20 protein-coding genes are annotated in these 15,999 nt (G+C 66.9%); 3 read left to right on the top strand and 17 right to left on the bottom strand.

The window, feature by feature from the left end:
- Positions 1 to 13: 13 nt before the first annotated feature.
- The 7 genes from hflX to rlmE all read right to left on the bottom strand — a co-directional run bounded on the left by hflX (position 14) and on the right by rlmE (position 6,948).
- Entirely contained in the window at positions 14 to 1,324 is a 1,311-nt protein-coding gene (gene hflX, locus ACZK4H_RS08570; RefSeq protein WP_099551442.1) for a ribosome rescue GTPase HflX, read from the bottom strand.
- Between the two features lie 14 nt (positions 1,325 to 1,338).
- On the bottom strand, positions 1,339 to 1,614 hold the full coding sequence (gene hfq, locus ACZK4H_RS08565; RefSeq protein ID WP_004152891.1) for an RNA chaperone Hfq: 276 nt from the start codon (positions 1,612 to 1,614) through the stop codon (positions 1,339 to 1,341).
- A gap of 96 nt (positions 1,615 to 1,710) precedes the next feature.
- Positions 1,711 to 2,664 carry a tRNA (adenosine(37)-N6)-dimethylallyltransferase MiaA gene (gene miaA, locus ACZK4H_RS08560; protein ID WP_099551443.1) on the bottom strand — a complete coding sequence of 318 codons (954 nt, stop codon included), beginning with the start codon at positions 2,662 to 2,664 and terminating at the stop codon, positions 1,711 to 1,713.
- Positions 2,664 to 3,560 carry a dihydropteroate synthase gene (gene folP / locus ACZK4H_RS08555; protein ID WP_099551444.1) on the bottom strand — a complete coding sequence of 299 codons (897 nt, stop codon included), beginning with the start codon at positions 3,558 to 3,560 and terminating at the stop codon, positions 2,664 to 2,666. The genes miaA and folP overlap by 1 nt, the downstream gene beginning before the upstream one ends.
- 463 nt (positions 3,561 to 4,023) lie before the next feature.
- Entirely contained in the window at positions 4,024 to 4,209 is a 186-nt protein-coding gene (locus ACZK4H_RS08550; RefSeq protein ID WP_043034328.1) for a hypothetical protein, read from the bottom strand.
- 102 nt (positions 4,210 to 4,311) lie between these two features.
- Positions 4,312 to 6,246, bottom strand: a complete 1,935-nt coding sequence (ftsH, locus tag ACZK4H_RS08545) for an ATP-dependent zinc metalloprotease FtsH (protein WP_049427664.1) — start codon at positions 6,244 to 6,246, stop codon at positions 4,312 to 4,314.
- Between the two features lie 69 nt (positions 6,247 to 6,315).
- On the bottom strand, positions 6,316 to 6,948 hold the full coding sequence (gene rlmE / locus ACZK4H_RS08540) for a 23S rRNA (uridine(2552)-2'-O)-methyltransferase RlmE (RefSeq protein ID WP_005409014.1): 633 nt from the start codon (positions 6,946 to 6,948) through the stop codon (positions 6,316 to 6,318).
- Positions 6,949 to 7,013: 65 nt separating this feature from the next.
- Here rlmE and yhbY point away from each other — a divergent pair, with 65 nt between their 5' ends.
- Positions 7,014 to 7,319, top strand: coding sequence for a ribosome assembly RNA-binding protein YhbY (gene yhbY, locus ACZK4H_RS08535; protein ID WP_004152868.1), 306 nt, complete (start codon positions 7,014 to 7,016; stop codon positions 7,317 to 7,319).
- Between the two features lie 13 nt (positions 7,320 to 7,332).
- The gene (locus ACZK4H_RS08530; RefSeq protein WP_099551446.1) at positions 7,333 to 7,707 is read left to right on the top strand and encodes an Mth938-like domain-containing protein; all 375 of its coding nucleotides are present in this window, start codon (positions 7,333 to 7,335) and stop codon (positions 7,705 to 7,707) included.
- A gap of 27 nt (positions 7,708 to 7,734) precedes the next feature.
- On the opposite strand, the gene ACZK4H_RS08525 is transcribed toward ACZK4H_RS08530, so the two are convergent.
- From ACZK4H_RS08525 to surE, 5 genes are all read right to left on the bottom strand, one after another.
- Entirely contained in the window at positions 7,735 to 8,223 is a 489-nt protein-coding gene (locus ACZK4H_RS08525) for a hypothetical protein (protein ID WP_099551447.1), read from the bottom strand.
- Positions 8,224 to 8,403: 180 nt separating this feature from the next.
- Positions 8,404 to 9,186, bottom strand: a complete 783-nt coding sequence (locus ACZK4H_RS08520; RefSeq protein WP_099551448.1) for a peptidoglycan DD-metalloendopeptidase family protein — start codon at positions 9,184 to 9,186, stop codon at positions 8,404 to 8,406.
- Positions 9,183 to 9,797, bottom strand: a complete 615-nt coding sequence (locus ACZK4H_RS08515) for a YqaA family protein (protein WP_014036746.1) — start codon at positions 9,795 to 9,797, stop codon at positions 9,183 to 9,185. Before ACZK4H_RS08515 ends, ACZK4H_RS08520 begins: the two co-directional genes overlap by 4 nt.
- Positions 9,798 to 9,815: 18 nt before the next feature.
- A complete protein-coding gene (locus ACZK4H_RS08510; protein WP_049429575.1) occupies positions 9,816 to 10,493 on the bottom strand; it encodes a protein-L-isoaspartate(D-aspartate) O-methyltransferase in 678 nt (225 codons plus the stop codon).
- On the bottom strand, positions 10,490 to 11,269 hold the full coding sequence (surE, locus tag ACZK4H_RS08505; RefSeq protein WP_010485979.1) for a 5'/3'-nucleotidase SurE: 780 nt from the start codon (positions 11,267 to 11,269) through the stop codon (positions 10,490 to 10,492). Before surE ends, ACZK4H_RS08510 begins: the two co-directional genes overlap by 4 nt.
- A gap of 208 nt (positions 11,270 to 11,477) precedes the next feature.
- Here surE and ACZK4H_RS08500 point away from each other — a divergent pair, with 208 nt between their 5' ends.
- Positions 11,478 to 12,017, top strand: a complete 540-nt coding sequence (locus ACZK4H_RS08500) for a Smr/MutS family protein (protein ID WP_099551449.1) — start codon at positions 11,478 to 11,480, stop codon at positions 12,015 to 12,017.
- A 69-nt stretch (positions 12,018 to 12,086) separates the two neighbouring features.
- On the opposite strand, the gene truD is transcribed toward ACZK4H_RS08500, so the two are convergent.
- The 5 genes from truD to eno are packed head-to-tail and all read right to left on the bottom strand — an operon-like array spanning position 12,087 to position 15,992.
- Positions 12,087 to 13,118, bottom strand: a complete 1,032-nt coding sequence (gene truD / locus ACZK4H_RS08495) for a tRNA pseudouridine(13) synthase TruD (protein WP_099551450.1) — start codon at positions 13,116 to 13,118, stop codon at positions 12,087 to 12,089.
- On the bottom strand, positions 13,115 to 13,612 hold the full coding sequence (ispF, locus tag ACZK4H_RS08490; protein ID WP_005409005.1) for a 2-C-methyl-D-erythritol 2,4-cyclodiphosphate synthase: 498 nt from the start codon (positions 13,610 to 13,612) through the stop codon (positions 13,115 to 13,117). Before ispF ends, truD begins: the two co-directional genes overlap by 4 nt.
- A gap of 34 nt (positions 13,613 to 13,646) precedes the next feature.
- Positions 13,647 to 14,345, bottom strand: coding sequence for a 2-C-methyl-D-erythritol 4-phosphate cytidylyltransferase (ispD, locus tag ACZK4H_RS08485; protein ID WP_099551451.1), 699 nt, complete (start codon positions 14,343 to 14,345; stop codon positions 13,647 to 13,649).
- Entirely contained in the window at positions 14,342 to 14,695 is a 354-nt protein-coding gene (gene ftsB / locus ACZK4H_RS08480) for a cell division protein FtsB (RefSeq protein ID WP_099551452.1), read from the bottom strand. Before ftsB ends, ispD begins: the two co-directional genes overlap by 4 nt.
- A gap of 4 nt (positions 14,696 to 14,699) precedes the next feature.
- Positions 14,700 to 15,992 carry a phosphopyruvate hydratase gene (gene eno, locus ACZK4H_RS08475; RefSeq protein ID WP_099551453.1) on the bottom strand — a complete coding sequence of 431 codons (1,293 nt, stop codon included), beginning with the start codon at positions 15,990 to 15,992 and terminating at the stop codon, positions 14,700 to 14,702.
- Between the last annotated feature and the right edge of the window lie 7 nt (positions 15,993 to 15,999).

Here is a 15,999-nt window from a genome sequence, read left to right as displayed (position 1 = left end):
ATCGGCCGCTACCTCACCACTCCGGCAGTTTCTCCGGCAGCAGCGCCCGGATCGGCGCGCCGTCAGCACTGGCAGCCAGCTTTTCGGCTTCGGCAATCGGCAGGTCGACCTGCAGCAGCCAGCCGTCTTCGTCGGCCTGCTCGCTGCGGATCACTTCCAGCTGGTGCAGGCGCGCACGCAGGCGGCCGGCATCCGGCGGCAGGCGCAGTTCGCCGGTGACATGCTGCAGGCCCAGGCGCTTGCCCAGCACCGCCTGCAGCAGCTCCAGGCCCTGCCCGTCACGCGCGGAAATCCACACCCGCTCGCGACGCGACTCGTCCGGGATACCGTCCTGGCCATCATGGCGGACCTCGGCGCCGTCGATGCGGTCGATCTTGTTGAACACCAGCAGCTGCGGCAGGTCACCGGCACCGACCGCGGTCAGCACCTCGTCCACCTGGGCGATGCGCTCCTCGCGGTGCGGATCAGCAGCGTCGACCACGTGCAGCAGGAAATCAGCCTCGCGCGCCTCGGACAGGGTCGAGCGGAACGCGGCGACCAGATCATGCGGCAGGTCGCGGACAAAGCCGACGGTATCGGCCAGCACCACGTTGCCACCCGGAACCGCGATGCGGCGCACGGTCGGATCCAGCGTTGCGAACAGCTGGTCGGCGGCATAGGCCTCGGCGCCGGTCATGGCGTTGAACAGGGTCGACTTGCCAGCGTTGGTGTAGCCCACCAGGGCCACGCGCGGCAGCTCGCTGCGCACACGCGCACGGCGCATCTGGGTGCGCTGCACTTCGACCTTTTCCAGGCGTTTCTGCAGCTGCTCCACGCGCTTCTGCAGCAGGCGGCGGTCGGTTTCCAGCTGGGTTTCACCCGGGCCGCGCAGGCCGATCGAACCGCCGCGCTGGCGCTCCAGATGGGTCCAGCCGCGCACCAGCCGCGTGGCCAGATGACGCAGCTGCGCCAGCTCGACCTGCAGCTTGCCTTCGTGGCTGTGCGCACGCTGGGCAAAGATGTCCAGGATCAGGCCGGTGCGGTCGATCACCCGGCGCTCGAGGAAGCGTTCCAGGTTGCGCTCCTGGCCCGGGCTCAACGCATGGTTGACCAGGATCAGGTCGGCACCGCTGGCGTCGGCCGCGGCCTTGATCTCGTCCAGCTTGCCGCTGCCGATCAGGGTCGACGGATTCGGACGGTCCAGGCGCGCGGTGATCGTCGCGGCGATGCTGGCCCCAGCCGAGCGGGCCAGATCACCGAATTCTTCCAGCACATCGTCTTCCAGCTTGCCGAAATGGGGCTGGATCAACAGGGCGTGTTCGCCCTTTTTCGAGCGGTCAAACATTCACCGCTCCGGTCTTACTCGTCTGCTTCATCACCTGCCTGACCACCTTCACCCGACTGCACGTAACCACCGCCCGGACCGACCTTCACGTTGCGTGCCGGAACAACCGTGGAAATGGCGTGCTTGTAGACCATCTGACTGACCGTGTTGCGCAGCAGGACCACGAACTGGTCGAACGACTCGATCGTGCCCTGCAGCTTGATGCCGTTCACCAGGTACACCGAAACCGGCACGCGTTCGCGCCGCAGTGCGTTCAAGAAAGGATCCTGCAGCGATTGCCCCTTGGACATTGCACACTCCTGATTATTGTTCTTATTGGGTTGCCGACGGTTGCCACGGCCCCCGAGCCGCCCGCCGACCGATGATGTTACACGGCTGGCGGGGGTTCAGCGTGCGACGAAGGTCGACACCGCGCTGGCCAGGCGCTCCCCATCGACATGGGGGTCGAACCAGCGCGCATCAAGCTCGCCGCGCAGCCAGGTCAGCTGGCGCTTGGCAAGCTGGCGGGTGGCGAAGATCGCCTTGTCACGGAAACGGGCGGCATCGCCCTCCCCGTCCAGGTACTCCCAGGCCTGGCGGTAGCCGACCGCGCGCACCGCCGGCAGGTCCAGCGGCGCCGTCACGGCGGCCATTTCCGGCATCGCGCGCAACGCCCGCACCTCGTCGAGAAAGCCCTGCGCCAGCATGGCGTCGAAGCGCGCTTCGATACGCTGGTGCAGCACCGCGCGGTCACGTGGGGCCAGGATCAGCTTCAGGGTGCGCACCGGCAACGGCGCCACACCCGGCCGGCGCTGCCATTCAGAGATGGGGGTGCCGGTGAGGCGATAGACCTCCAGGGCCCGTTGGATGCGCTGCGGGTCGGTGGCATGGATCCGCGCCGCGGCAGCCGGATCGACCTCCGCCAGCTCCGCATGCAGTGCTGCCCAACCGCGTTCGGCGGCTTCGGCGCTGAGCGCTTCGCGCATCACCGGATCGGCCTCCGGCATCGGCGACAGGCCCTGCAGCAGGGCCCGGAAGTACAGCCCCGTGCCACCTGCGAAGATCGGCGTTTTGCCACGCGCCACGATCTCCGCCACGACCCGGCCGGCATCGGCGGCGAACTCAGCCGCCGAGTAGGTCTGCCAGGGATCGCGCAGGTCCAGCAGATGGTGCGGCGCCTGCGCACGCTCGGCCGCATCAGGCTTGGCCGAACCGATATCCAGGTGGCGGTAGACCAGCGCGGAATCGACGCTGACGATTTCGCCATCCAGCTGCTGTGCCAGGGCGATCGCGGTGGCAGTCTTGCCACTGGCGGTCGGCCCCATCACGGCGATCGCCAGTGGCCGCCGGTCGATGCCCATCAGTCTTCGTCCGGCCAGCGGATCGTCGGCGTGGCGTCGGCACGCGGCGTCGGCACGGCTTCCACCGCCTGCCAGATCTTCAGCGCATCGACGGTGGCCGCCACGTCATGCACGCGCACGATGCGCGCACCGCGCTGGACCGCGATCAGGTGTGCGGCCACCGAAGCCGCGACCCGCTCGGACGGCGTGTCGCGGCCGGTCAGTTCGCCCAGGCTGCGCTTGCGCGACAGGCCGGCCAGCACCGGCACGCCCAGTTCCAGGAAGCGCTCGGAGCGCGCCAGCAGGGTCATGTTGTGCGCGGTGGTCTTGCCGAAGCCGAAACCGAGATCGATCAGCAGGTTCTTCTTCGCAATGCCCGCCATCTCGGCGGCGAAAAGGCGCTGCACCAGGAAGCCATGCACCTCGGCAACCACGTCGTCGTAGTGCGGGTCGGCCTGCATATGGCCCGGCTCGCCCTGCATGTGCATCAGCACCACCGGCACGCCGGTTGCAGCGGCGGCGTCCAACGCCCCGTCCTGACGCAGGCCGAAGATGTCGTTGATCATGCCGGCGCCAGCGTCCACCGCCGCGCGCATCACCTCCGGCTTGAAGGTGTCGATGCTGATCGGCACCTGGGTGCGGGCCGCCAGCTGCTCGATCACCGGAATCACCCGGCGCAGCTCATCCTCCACCGATACCGGCGCGGCGCCCGGGCGGGTGGATTCGCCGCCGATATCGAGCAGGTCGGCGCCCTCCTCCACCAGCTTCAGGCCGTGAGCGACGGCCGCATCGGTGGTGTCGTGCGCGCCGCCATCGGAGAACGAGTCCGGGGTGACGTTGACGATGCCCATGACCCGGGCACGGTCGAGGCGCAGGATGCGGCCGGCGCAATCGAGCTGGGGCGAGGTATCGAACATGGGCAATCCTGCAGGGACAACGGCGGGTAGTTTAGTTCGGCAGGGCGGCGCCCTGCACCCGCAGAGGCCAGAGCAACAGCAACAGCGGGTTTTCTGTGGGATGGCGGGGTGGGTCCAGTTGCGGGGGACGCCGTAAATACGTCCATGTAGGCTCGGTCGCCGCATCCATGCGGCTCACGCCCCCGCAACCGGACCCACCCCGCCTTCGACAGATCTCCGCGATCTGCAGTAGATCCACGCCATGCGTGGATGAATCTCCATCGGAATCGAATATTTCGAATTGGAATCGAAATGCATCCACGCATGGCGTGGATCCACCGTGTCGACCAAGGTCGACACCTACCAACAGCAGCACGAATCTGTCAGAGGTGGGGCGGTGTCGCTGTTGCTGTTGCTGCTGCTGAGGTTGCCGGCCAGCGGCCGGCACTACCACGGGTGCAGGGCGCAGCCCTGCCGACACCCCTCAACGGCGGCGGCGCTTGCGGTCCACGTACAGGGTCTTGGCGATGCTCAGCACGATGCCGACACCGATACCCACCACGCAGCCCAGCAGCAGGTTGTCGGCTCCCAGGCCTACACCCACGCCGACCACGGTGGCGATGACCATTTCGACGGTGTGGGAAATCGGTTCGGGCTTCGGGGCGGACATGCGGGCTCCAGCGTCAGATCAGTTCTTCGGAATGGGCCAGTGGCCCGGAAACGACGAAGCCGGGTTGCCCCGGCCTCGTCTGGTGTCACGTACAGCGGGCCGTCAGTGCGATTCGGCCGGGCCTGCGATCGGCGGCAGCGGACGGGCGTCGCCGCCCTTGTCGTCGCCACCGTCCTTGTTCGACTTGTTCCAACCGGCCGGCGGCGGCGGATCGCGACCTTCCATGATGGCGTCGATCTGCGGCGCGTCGATGGTCTCGTACTGCAGCAGCAGCTGGGACATCGCGTGCAGCTTGTCCAGGTTGGCGGTCATCAGCTCGGTGGTACGCGCATAGGCCTCGTCGAGGATGTTGCGAACTTCCTCGTCAATGCGGCGCGCGGTGTCGTTGGACACGCTCTTGTGCTGCGTGACCGAACGGCCCAGGAACACCTCGTCGTCCTCTTCGCCATAGGCGATCGGGCCGAGCTGGTCGGACAGACCCCACTTGGTGACCATGTTGCGGGCCATCTTGGTAGCGCGTTCGATGTCGTTGGAGGCACCGGTGGTGACCTTGTCGGCACCGAAGATCAGCTCCTCGGCCACACGACCACCGTACAGCGAGCACAGCTGCGACTTGATCGCCACGCGGTTCATCGAGTACTTGTCGCCTTCCGGCAGGTACATGGTCACACCCAGCGCACGGCCGCGCGGGATGATGGTGACCTTGTAGACCGGATCATGCTCGGGCACCAGACGACCAACGATGGCGTGGCCGGCTTCGTGGTAGGCGGTGAGGGTCTTCTCCTCCTCGCTCATGGCCATCGAGCGGCGCTCGGCACCCATCAGGATCTTGTCGCGGGCACGGTCGAAGTGGTCCATGCGGACTTCCTTCTCGTTGCCACGTGCAGCGAACAGGGCGGCCTCGTTGCAGAGGTTGGCCAGGTCGGCACCAGAGAAGCCCGGGGTACCACGCGCGATCACCATCGGCTCGACGTCGTCGGCCAGCGGCAGCTTGCGCATGTGGACCTTCAGGATGTGCTCGCGGCCCTTCACGTCCGGCAGGCCGACCACGACCTGGCGGTCGAAACGGCCCGGACGCAGCAGCGCCGGGTCCAGCACGTCCGGACGGTTGGTCGCGGCGATCACGATCACGCCTTCGCCACCTTCGAAACCGTCCATCTCGACCAGCAGCTGGTTCAGGGTCTGCTCGCGCTCGTCATGACCGCCACCCAGGCCGGCACCACGGTGGCGACCGACAGCATCGATTTCGTCGATGAAGATGATGCACGGGGCATGCTTCTTGGCCTGCTCGAACATGTCGCGCACGCGGCTGGCACCGACGCCGACGAACATTTCCACGAAGTCCGAACCGGAGATCGAGAAGAACGGCACCTTGGCCTCGCCCGCGATGGCCTTGGCCAGCAGCGTCTTGCCGGTACCCGGCGGACCCACCATCAGCACGCCGCGCGGAATCTTGCCGCCCAGCTTGGTGAATTTGGACGGGTCGCGCAGGAAGTCGACCAGCTCGCCTACTTCTTCCTTGGCCTCGTCACAACCGGCGACGTCGGCGAAGGTGACCTTGATCTGGTCCTCGCCCTGCAGCTTGGCGCGCGACTTGCCGAAGGACATCGCGCCCTTGGCACCACCGCCACCGCCCTGCATCTGGCGCATGATGAACAACCAGAAGCCGATGATCAGGATGACCGGCAGGAAATTCATCAGGATCGCGCCGAGGGAAATGCCGCTGGACGGCTCCTCCTGCACGATTTCCACGTTCTTGGTACGCAGCACGTTGATCAGGTCACGATCGAACGGCGCGGTGATGGTGGACGACTGCCCACCGCGGGTGGTGTAGGTCAGCTGGCTGGTGCCGCCGCGCATGTCGCCGCCGAAGGCGACCTTCTGCACGTTGCCGCTGTCCACCTGGTCCAGGAACTGCGAGTACGACGCGCCCTGCGCGCCGGCCCCGGAGGACTTCGGCGAGAAGCTCTGGAAGACCACCATCAGCACGACGGCGACGACCACCCATAGCAGGAGGTTCTTGGTCAAGTCGTTCATCCTCATTGGCTCCGGTGTTCCTCTCAGTGCTGGCGTTGCGTTGGGGTCGAACTTGCGTACGTTGCGAGCTTACTTCATGTGGGCGCGTTTTCCCTGACCCAAGGCATACACCTCGGGAGAGCGCTTGCGCGACGCTTCCGGCTTGCGGATGGAGACCTTGTCGTACCGGCGGCGCATGTCGCGCACGTAGTCGTCAAAGCCTTCACCCTGGAACAGCTTGATCAGGAATGCCCCACCGGTCTTCAGGTGGTTGTCGGCAAAATCCAGGGCCAGCTCCGCCAGGTGCATCATCCGCGGCTGGTCAACCGCGCCCACACCACTCTTATTGGGGGCCATGTCCGACAGCACAAGGTCTACCGGCTGATCCCCGAGCATGGCTTCAAACTGCGATAGGACGGCTTCTTCCCTGAAGTCACCATGAAGGAACTCCACGCCGGCCAGCGGCGGCATGTCGAGGATGTCCAGGGCCAGCACGCGACCGGTGTCGCCGATCTGTCTCCGCACCTGCTGAGACCAACCGCCAGGGGCCGCACCGAGGTCGACCACCACCATGTGCGGCTTCAGCAACCGGTCACGTTCAAGCAGCTCTTCGAGCTTGTAGGCGGCGCGCGAGCGCATGCCTTCGGCCTGGGCCTTCTTCACGAAGGGGTCGGAGAAGTGTTCCTTGAGCCAGCGCTGGCTGCTTTTGCTGCGGGTAGCCATTGAAAATAGGGGCTGATGGGGTCCTCATGATACCCTGATCGCCCCATTCAACCGTGTTTTCCTGCATGTCCATCGCCCTGACCGCCTCCCAGACCCGTTTCCTGCGCGGCCAAGCCCACGACCTGAAGGCCCTGCTGCAGACCGGCGGCAAGGGCGTGACCCCGGCCTTCATCGCTGAGCTGAACGAAGTGCTGGAGCGCCACGAGCTGGTCAAGGTGAAGGTCGCTGCCGAAGACCGCGACGCCCGTGACGTGATGATCGGCGAGATCGTCGAAGCCACCGAGAGCGCGCTGGTGCAGCGCATCGGCCACGTCGCCGTGCTGTACCGCCCGAGCAAGGAACAGCGCCAGATCGTGCTGCCGCGCGGCTGATCGCCCCACTGCCATGCAGCTGAACCACGAACCGCCGGATTACGCCTACAGCCTGCGCGCCGCCGATGGCCGCTCGGCCAAGGTGAATGACCAGGTGCTGGGCAGCAGTTTCTTCCTGACCCCGGACCAGCTGGTCACGCACTGGCCGGTGGCGAGTGCCGCCGCGCTGCAGCTGGCGGACCTGGAGCCGATCCTGGCGCTGAACCCGGCGCTGATCGTGCTCGGTACCGGTGATCGCCAGGTGTTCCCGCCAGCGGTGGTGATGGCCGCCTGCCTGTCGCGCGGGATCGGCCTGGAAGTGATGAACAATCCGGCCGCCGCACGCACCTTCAACATCCTGGCCGGCGAAGGTCGCAAGGTCGCGGCTGCTTTCATTCTCGAAGGCTGACGTGGAATCGCCGGGTACCTCCCGGCGCTAGCTGCCCGAAGGTGTGCAGCGGAAGGCCGAGAACGCCTTGAGCCGGCCAATCAGGTTGCCGCCCTGCCCCCAGCGGATATCCATGACCTTCCAGTCCCGGTCCTGCCGCTGCAGCAGGACCCGGTCGGTCCAACGATAGTCGCCCACGGACATGTCGACGCGGATCCAGGTGGCGTCACCGCTCGATCCGGGCATTCCTACAGATATCGTTTCCGGTCGATCCGGCGCCAGCAGATACGGACTCTGGTCGAGCATATGCGGCTTCTCGTCGTGCGCGGCCAACGCGGCACAGGTCCGCTCGTAAACGCGCTGCGCGTCGACGGCTGAGCGCAGGGCATCGCCCAGCAGTGACGGAATGGCCGTTTCGTTCGAAGCCGGCGCCTGGACCGCGTCGTAGAGACGGGTAACCACGTCACGCGGATCGCTGGCTGCTGCGGCCAGCGGCGCGACGGTGAGCAGTGCGAGCGCGGAAGCAAAGCGGAACATGCGGCACCGGAGCGGATGGGATCGCTCAAGAATGCCGGGTATTCCATCCGCCGTGAAGGTGAGCCTGCGACACACAAGATCGCAAGTGACCGAGCCTCTGCGGTACCCGAGCCGAACATGGCTCGACGCTACAGGTCAGGATCGCCGGGCGTGGCCCGGCGCTCCCCGTTCCAACGGCGATCAGCGCGCCGGAAGGTACTGCTGCGGGTCGACCGGCTTGCCGTTGTAGCGAATCTCGAAGTGGACCATGTCGCGGTTCGCACCGGTACGGCCCATCTCGGCGATCTGCTCGCCGGCCTTCACGCTCTGCCCTTCATTCACCAGGCGCTTGCGGTTGTGGCCATAGGCCGACAGCCACTGGTCGCTGTGCTTGATGATGATCAGCTCGCCGTAGCCGACCAGGCCGGCACCGGAGTACACCACCACGCCATTGGCGGTGGCTTTCACCGCCTGGCCGCTGGTGCCGGCGATATCAACGCCCTGCTTGGTGGCGTCACCGGCCACGTAGCGGCCAACGATCGCGCCATCGGCCGGCCAGCGCCAGGCGATGTTGCTCTTCACCGGACCGACCGGCGCCGGGGCCGGCGCGGTGCTGCCGCCACTGCTGCTACCCGGACGCGGCGGGGTGACCACCGTGGTGGGCGCACGGCCGCCGCTGGCTCCGGCCGGATACAGCCGGATCACCTGGCCCGGATGAATGGTCGACGGGTTGTCCAGGCTGTTCCAGGCAATCAGGTCGGCCGGGGTGATGTCGTGGATGCGGGCCAGCGCATAGATGGTATCGCCCTTGCGCACGACCACGGTCTGCCCGGGCTTGGGTACCGAAGTCTTCGGCGTGGTCACGCCACCGGTGCTGCCGCCGCCCGGGCGGACCACGGTTGCGGTGCCGCAGGCGGTCAGGGTGGAAACCAGCAACGCCAGCGCGCCGATGCGCACTCCCTTGCTCAGACGATCAGGACTCATGCGAACTTCGACCTCCATACAAGCCAGGCGATCAGCACCACCACCAACGCGGTGGCGATCCAGCCCAGCGGTTCAATCCAGCGACGCAGTGCCGCTTCAGCACGCGCACCACCGATACGGATGACCGCGGCCAGCACGAACACGCGCTTGCCACGACCGATCAGCATGCTCAACAGATACTGCGGCATCGGTACACCGACGATACCTGATGCCCACGTGAAGACCTTCATCGGGATGGGCATGAAGCCGCCCAGCACCAGGAAGGTGAACACCGCCCACGGCGACTCGGCCATCTTCGCCTGCACGGTGGTGATGCCCTGCTCGATCGCCGGCAGCATGCCCAGCGCTTCGAACAGCGGCTTGATCGCCTCGAAGGCGTAATGACCCAGCGCATAGCCGACCAGCGCGCCGACCATCGAGCCGGCCAGGCTGAGGGTGGCGAACCACCAGCCGCGTTTCGGCTGGGCCACGCACATCGGCGCCAGCATCACTTCCGGCATCACCGGGAAGATGATCGCCTCGAAGAAGCTCAGCACCGTCAGGTAGGTCGGCGCGCGTTCGTGCGCCGCCCACTTCATCGCCCGCTCGTACAGCGGCCCGAAAATCTTCATGCAACCCTGCTCCGTGGATTAGTCAAGCATGCCGGACAGCAGCGGCACGAAGGTGACCGGCGCCAGCACGCGTTGTTCGATGCTGCCGTCAGCCTTGCGGTCCAGCTGCACCAGCGACTGCCCGCCCGGCCCGCCGACCGGCGCCACCAGGCGGCCGCCCTCGGCCAGCTGCCCGACCAGTTCATCGACCAGTGCGGGCGCCGCGGCGGTGACCACGATGGCATCGAACGGGCCATGCTCGGCCCAGCCGGCGCGGCCGTCGTCATGCTTGGTACGGATGTTCATGCCCAGCGCGCGGAAGCGCTTGCGCGCCTGTCGCAGCAGGTCGCCGATGCGCTCGACGGTGTAGATTTCCAGGCCCAGCGCGCCGAGCACGGCGGCCTGGTAGCCGGAGCCGGTACCGACTTCCAGCACCTTCTTCGGCGAGACCTGCAGCACGGCCTCGGTCATGCGCGCCACCACCCACGGCTGTGAGATGGTCTGGCCGTGGCCGATCGGCAGGGCGGTGTCTTCGTAGGCACGTGACGCCAGCGCTTCATCGATGAACAGATGACGTGGCACCACCCGGATCGCATTCAAGGTCGACTCGTCGACGATGCCGGCCTCGCGCAGGCGATCGACCAGGCGGTCACGCACGCGCTGCGAGGTCATGCCGATACCAACGGCTTCCGGTTGCAGGCGCAGGCGTGGGCTCATGCCGGCTGGTCCAGCGCGGCGCTGAGGCCGCCGACCCAGCTGGCCACCTTTTCCAGGGCCTGGTAGCGGGTCAGGTCGACCTGGATCGGAGTGATCGAGATGTGGCCAGTGCGTACCGCGTGGAAATCGGTGCCGGGGCCGGAGTCCTGCTCACGACCGGCCGGGCCGATCCAGTAGACCTCGTTGCCGCGCGGGTCCTTCTGCGCGATGCAGCCTTCGGCGCGATGGCGGTTGCCGAGGCGGGTGACCTCGAAGCCCTTGACCTCGCTCCACGGCAGGTCAGGCACGTTGACGTTGAGGATGGTGTCAGCCGGCAGCGGATCGGCCTTGAGCCGGGCGACGATCTCCACCGCAGCGCGCGCGGCGGTCTCGAAGTGTTTCGGATCGTGGTTGCGGGTGACCAGCGAGACCGCCACCGCCGGCAGGCCGAGGAAACGACCTTCCATCGCCGCCGAAACGGTGCCGGAATAGATCACATCATCGCCGAGGTTGGCGGCGTTGTTGATACCGGACACGACAATGTCGGGCTCGAATTCAAGCAGGCCGGTCAGCGCCAGGTGCACGCAGTCGGTGGGCGTACCGGCCACCGAGACAGTGTAATGGTCGATGCGCTTGAGGCGGATCGGCAGGTCCAGGGTCAGCGAGTTGCTGGCGCCGGAGCGATCGCGGTCGGGTGCGACCACCGTGACTTCGTGTCCAGCCTCGCGCAGCACCGAGGCCAGCATCCGGATGCCTGCGGCGTCGACACCGTCGTCGTTACTCACCAGGATTCGCATCTTCGATTTAACCGCTTGATTTTCCAAGAATTCGATTCCGTCACCGTGCAGTGTGGGCGGGACCGTCGTGCTCCCTGCGGAAGCCGTCGACCCTGCAAGGGCATCATCTATTGTGCCGCATGCGAGCCGCCGGTCCTACCCTGCCGGCGGTCACGACCGACATCGAACCGTCATAGGCAGACCTGCGCCGGCGGTTTAACCTGTGCGCATGTCGCACCCTGAAGACGAAGATCCGGCCGCATTGTTCCGTGCGGCCATCGGCGAAGTGACGCCGCTGCGCAAGGACGCCGAGCCGGCACCGGCTGCGCCCCGGCCGAAGCCGCGCGCGCGCATGGCCGAACGTGACGAGGCCGAAGCGGCCGGCGAGTTCGCCCGGCTGCTGCGCGACAGCACGCCGCTGGAAGCCGGCGACGTGGCCAGCTATCGCCGCGACAACCTGCCACCACGCCTGTTCCAGCGCCTGAAGCGTGGCCAGTATTCGGTGCAGGACGAGCTGGACCTGCATGGTGCCACCGCCGCGCAGGCGGAGACGCTGCTGCGCCAGTTCCTGCTGGAAGCGCATGCACACGAATACGGCTGCGTGCGCATCATCCACGGCAAGGGTTTGCAGTCCGACGGCGGCGCGCCGGTACTGAAGAACCTTGTCGATCGCCTGCTGCGGCTGCGCAACGACGTGCTGGCGTTCCATTCGGCGCCGACCGGGCAAGGCGGCACCGGCGCGATGCTGGTGCTGCTGGCACGCAGATGAAAAAGGGGACGGAGGGAATTAAGTCGTTTGTGCCACAAGCGACTTAATTCCCTCCGTCCCCTTTTTCTGTCAGGCCTGTGAGGCGTCCTCGACCGGGCCGAGCTCGTGCAGCACGGCCGTGGCGTAGCAGCCCGGCGGAAGTGCGAACGACAGTTCCAGCACGTCATCGGCCAGCCACTGGTGCTGCAGCAGCGCCGGGCGTAGGCGCAGCGCGCGGCGCTCCTGCTTCAGGCGCGCGTCTTCCAGGCCGGCCCGCAGCGCCTTCGACTCGTCGTCGTCCAGCGCGGCCAGCTCCAGCTCGCGTGCCGCATCGCTGCTGCGCAGCTCGCCTTCGCCCCACAGCGGTGCGCTGGGATGGATGTCGAAGCGTGCCAGGCGCTCGGCCAGCACGTCGGTGTACGGCTCGGGTCCGAACACGCTGCGGCTGCCATCGAGCATCCACACTTCACCGTCCAGCGGCTGATCCCAGTTGCCCTGCTCCACACGCGCGGCCAGCACGCGGTTGAACAGCGCCGAACGAGCCGCTGACAGCAGCAGCGAACGCTGATCCTTGCGCATGCGGCGGCCACCGAACATCGCCAGTGCCGCCGGCACATTGCCGCCGTCGCGCCCAAAGCGCTGCTCGCCGAACCAGTTCGGCAGGCCACGCCCGGCAATCTGCTGCAGGCGTTCGCTGATCGCTGCGGCATCGCCCTGCACTTCACGCAGCACCAGCTTGAAACGGTTGCCGGCCAGTGCGCCACGCTGCAGCTTGCGGTTGTGCCAGGTCGCTTCGAGCACTTCGATCTCGTCACTGGCCAGCTCGGCCAGGTCCGGCGCGACGCGCTTGGGCAGGTGCACGCTGAAACGTTGGGTGGTGACCGCATGGCGATCCTTCATGCCAGCGTAGCTCACCGCCATTTCCGGCAGGCCCGCCCACTTGGCCAGCACCTTGGCCACATGCACGGTATTGGCACCGCGCTTGCGGATGTGCAGCAGCAGGTGCTCGCCTTCGCCGATGGCCTCGAAGGCAGGCAGCTCGTCGACCTGGAAATCGTCCGGCGTGGTACGGATGCGCGCCGTCAACAGCGGCGCGCCAAACGCCAACGGCAGCGGAATCATGCCGCCACCAGCAACACGACCGCCTGTGCGGCGATGCCTTCACCGCGGCCGGTGAAACCCAGCTTTTCCGAGGTGGTGGCCTTGACGCTGACCGCATCCAGCGGCAGCTGCAGCAGGCCACCGATGCGCTCACGCATCGCCAGCGCATGCGGGCCAACCTTCGGCCGCTCGCAGATCACGGTGATGTCAGTGTTGCCGACGCGCCAGCCGCGCTCGCGCAGCAGGCTGTCGCAGTGGCGCACGAAATCGCTGCTGTCGGCGCCCTTCCAGCGGTCGTCACTCGGCGGGAAATGCTGGCCGATGTCGCCCAGCGCCAGCGCGCCGAGCATCGCATCGCACAGGGCGTGCAGGATCACGTCGCCATCGCTGTGCGCGAGCACGCCGCAGCTGTGCGGCACGTTCACGCCGCCGAGCATGATGTGATCGCCTTCACCGAAGGCATGGACGTCGTAACCCTGGCCGATACGGACGGGCGGGAACGGTGCGGTGCTCATGGATGCAACCCTTGCAGCAGGGCCGCGCGGACGGTCAGCCGGCGCGGCGGGAAAGTACGAATTCGAACCGGTCCAGATCGGCCGGGGTGGTGACCTTGAAGTTGTCCTCACTGCCTTCCACCAGCAGCGGGCGCTGCCCCTGGCGCTCCATGGCCATGGCCTCGTCGGTGACTTCGACACCGGCGGCCGCGGCTTCGGACAACGCGCGGCTGAGCTGGTGGCGGCGGAACAGCTGTGGTGTCAGCGCGCGCCACAGGCGCTCACGCGGCTCGGTGCCATCGATGCCACCGTCGTCGCCCGCACGCTTGAGCGTGTCGCGCACCGGGGCAGCCAGGATCGCCCCGACCGGATCGGTACGACCGACTTCAAGCAGGCGGCCAAGATCGGCCGGCGACAGGTTCGGCCGCGCGGCATCGTGGACCAGTACGAACTCATCAGCGCGCACCGTCTCCGGCAGCGCCTGCAGGCCAGCCAGCACCGAAGCGGCACGGGTCGCGCCACCGATGCAGGTCAGCACCGGCTTGCCCGCCCACTCGTTCCAGCCGGGCCAGTCGGCGTCGTCCTGGCCGATCACCACCATCGCCCCGGCCACGGCCGGGTGCGCCAGCAGGGCGTCCAGGGTATGGGCAAGCAGGATCTGCCCACCTGCCTGCAGGTACTGTTTGGGCAACGGCGCGCCGAAGCGGGTGCCACGGCCAGCAGCCGGAACCACGACCCAGATCGCCGCACTCATGGCACGTCCGCCGGGTGGTCGCCGACCTGCGCACTGACACCTGCCGCAGGCTGCGCCAGGTGGACCGGCGCATCCTCGACCACGCGGTAGAACTTTTCGCCAGGCTTGATCATGCCCAGCTCGCTGCGCGCGCGCTCCTCGATGGCGGACTGGCCTTCCTTGAGGTCCTTCACTTCCGCAGCGAGCGCATCATTGCGCTGCTGCAGGCCCTCATTGTCCCGCTCCTGGTTGGCGACCTGGGCTTCGAGCATCATCACTTCACCCGAATTTCCCGGACCGAACCAGAAGCGGTACTGCAGCCAGCCCAGCAGCAGGGCCAGCACCAGCAGCATCCAGCGCCAGTCGCGCATCGGCTCAGCGCTTCAGCGAAACGAACGCGTCACGACCGGCGTAACGCGCGCCGGCACCGAGGGCTTCCTCGATGCGCAGCAGCTGGTTGTACTTGGCCACGCGATCGCTGCGGCACAGCGAGCCGGTCTTGATCTGCGTGGCGGTGGTGGCCACGGCGATGTCGGCGATGGTGGTGTCTTCGGTTTCGCCCGAACGGTGCGAGACCACGGCGGCATAGCCGGCGCGATCGGCCATGGCGATCGCTTCCAGGGTTTCGCTCAGGGTGCCGATCTGGTTGACCTTGATCAGGATCGCATTGGCGGTGCCCGAGTCGATGCCTTCCTGGAAGATCTTCGGGTTGGTCACGAACAGGTCGTCGCCGACCAGCTGCACCTTCTTGCCGATGCGGTCGGTCAGCAGCTTCCAGCCCGCCCAGTCATTCTCGGCCAGGCCATCTTCAATGGTGATGATCGGGTACTGCGCGGCCCAGTCGGCGAGGAAGTCGACGAACTGCTCGGAGGTCAGGCGCTTGTTCTCGCCGACCAGGTTGTACTTGCCGTTCTCGAAGAATTCGCTGGAGGCCACGTCCAGGCCCAGCAGCACGTCTTCACCGGCGGTGTAGCCCGCCTTGCCGATCGCTTCGAGGATGGTGTCGAGCGCTTCGACGTTGCTGCGGAAGTCCGGCGCGAAGCCGCCTTCGTCGCCCACCGCCGTGCTCAGGCCGTGGCCCTTCAGCACCGACTTCAGCGAATGGAAGATCTCGGTACCGGCGCGCAGCGCTTCGGAGAACGAGGTGAAGCCCACCGGCAGCACCATGAATTCCTGGAAGTCGACGTTGTTGTCGGCGTGCGCGCCGCCGTTGATGATGTTCATCATCGGCACCGGCAGCGACGGGGTCACGCCGGTCCTGGCGGCCAGGTACTGCCACAGTGCCTGCTTGCTCGATGCGGCGGCGGCGTGCGCGGCGGCCATCGAAACACCCAGCAGCGCGTTGGCGCCCAGGCGGCCCTTGTTCTCGGTGCCATCGAGGTCGATCAGGCGACGGTCGAGGCCGTCCTGGTCGGTGGCCTCGAAGCCCTTCAGCGCATTGGCAATGGTGGTGTTGACGTTGTCGACGGCCTTGCGCACGCCCTTACCCAGGTAACGGGTCTTGTCGCCGTCACGCAGCTCGACCGCTTCCTTGGTGCCGGTCGAGGCGCCAGAGGGAACCGCGGCACGACCGAACGAACCGTCCTCCAGGATGACTTCGGCTTCCAGCGTGGGGTTGCCACGGCTGTCGAGGATTTCACGGGCGTGGATGCTGCGGATCGTACTCATGGTCGGG

It is taken from the genome of Stenotrophomonas sp. 78350_Sma, from assembly GCF_056482105.1.
Note: the sequence above shows the minus strand (reverse complement) of the source record. Positions and strands in the feature narration are given on the sequence as shown.

What these genes read in the sequence shown, in the direction of transcription:
- hflX (WP_099551442.1), bottom strand. Translation starts at nt 1,324, where the DNA reads ATGTTTGACCGCTCGAAAAAGGGCGAACACGCCCTGTTGATCCAGCCC.
- hfq (WP_004152891.1), bottom strand. Translation starts at nt 1,614, where the DNA reads ATGTCCAAGGGGCAATCGCTGCAGGATCCTTTCTTGAACGCACTGCGG.
- miaA (WP_099551443.1), bottom strand. Translation starts at nt 2,664, where the DNA reads ATGGGCATCGACCGGCGGCCACTGGCGATCGCCGTGATGGGGCCGACC.
- folP (WP_099551444.1), bottom strand. Translation starts at nt 3,560, where the DNA reads ATGTTCGATACCTCGCCCCAGCTCGATTGCGCCGGCCGCATCCTGCGC.
- ACZK4H_RS08550 (WP_043034328.1), bottom strand. Translation starts at nt 4,209, where the DNA reads ATGTCCGCCCCGAAGCCCGAACCGATTTCCCACACCGTCGAAATGGTC.
- ftsH (WP_049427664.1), bottom strand. Translation starts at nt 6,246, where the DNA reads ATGAACGACTTGACCAAGAACCTCCTGCTATGGGTGGTCGTCGCCGTC.
- rlmE (WP_005409014.1), bottom strand. Translation starts at nt 6,948, where the DNA reads ATGGCTACCCGCAGCAAAAGCAGCCAGCGCTGGCTCAAGGAACACTTC.
- yhbY (WP_004152868.1), top strand. Translation starts at nt 7,014, where the DNA reads ATGTCCATCGCCCTGACCGCCTCCCAGACCCGTTTCCTGCGCGGCCAA.
- ACZK4H_RS08530 (WP_099551446.1), top strand. Translation starts at nt 7,333, where the DNA reads ATGCAGCTGAACCACGAACCGCCGGATTACGCCTACAGCCTGCGCGCC.
- ACZK4H_RS08525 (WP_099551447.1), bottom strand. Translation starts at nt 8,223, where the DNA reads ATGTTCCGCTTTGCTTCCGCGCTCGCACTGCTCACCGTCGCGCCGCTG.
- ACZK4H_RS08520 (WP_099551448.1), bottom strand. Translation starts at nt 9,186, where the DNA reads ATGAGTCCTGATCGTCTGAGCAAGGGAGTGCGCATCGGCGCGCTGGCG.
- ACZK4H_RS08515 (WP_014036746.1), bottom strand. Translation starts at nt 9,797, where the DNA reads ATGAAGATTTTCGGGCCGCTGTACGAGCGGGCGATGAAGTGGGCGGCG.
- ACZK4H_RS08510 (WP_049429575.1), bottom strand. Translation starts at nt 10,493, where the DNA reads ATGAGCCCACGCCTGCGCCTGCAACCGGAAGCCGTTGGTATCGGCATG.
- surE (WP_010485979.1), bottom strand. Translation starts at nt 11,269, where the DNA reads ATGCGAATCCTGGTGAGTAACGACGACGGTGTCGACGCCGCAGGCATC.
- ACZK4H_RS08500 (WP_099551449.1), top strand. Translation starts at nt 11,478, where the DNA reads ATGTCGCACCCTGAAGACGAAGATCCGGCCGCATTGTTCCGTGCGGCC.
- truD (WP_099551450.1), bottom strand. Translation starts at nt 13,118, where the DNA reads ATGATTCCGCTGCCGTTGGCGTTTGGCGCGCCGCTGTTGACGGCGCGC.
- ispF (WP_005409005.1), bottom strand. Translation starts at nt 13,612, where the DNA reads ATGAGCACCGCACCGTTCCCGCCCGTCCGTATCGGCCAGGGTTACGAC.
- ispD (WP_099551451.1), bottom strand. Translation starts at nt 14,345, where the DNA reads ATGAGTGCGGCGATCTGGGTCGTGGTTCCGGCTGCTGGCCGTGGCACC.
- ftsB (WP_099551452.1), bottom strand. Translation starts at nt 14,695, where the DNA reads ATGCGCGACTGGCGCTGGATGCTGCTGGTGCTGGCCCTGCTGCTGGGC.
- eno (WP_099551453.1), bottom strand. Translation starts at nt 15,992, where the DNA reads ATGAGTACGATCCGCAGCATCCACGCCCGTGAAATCCTCGACAGCCGT.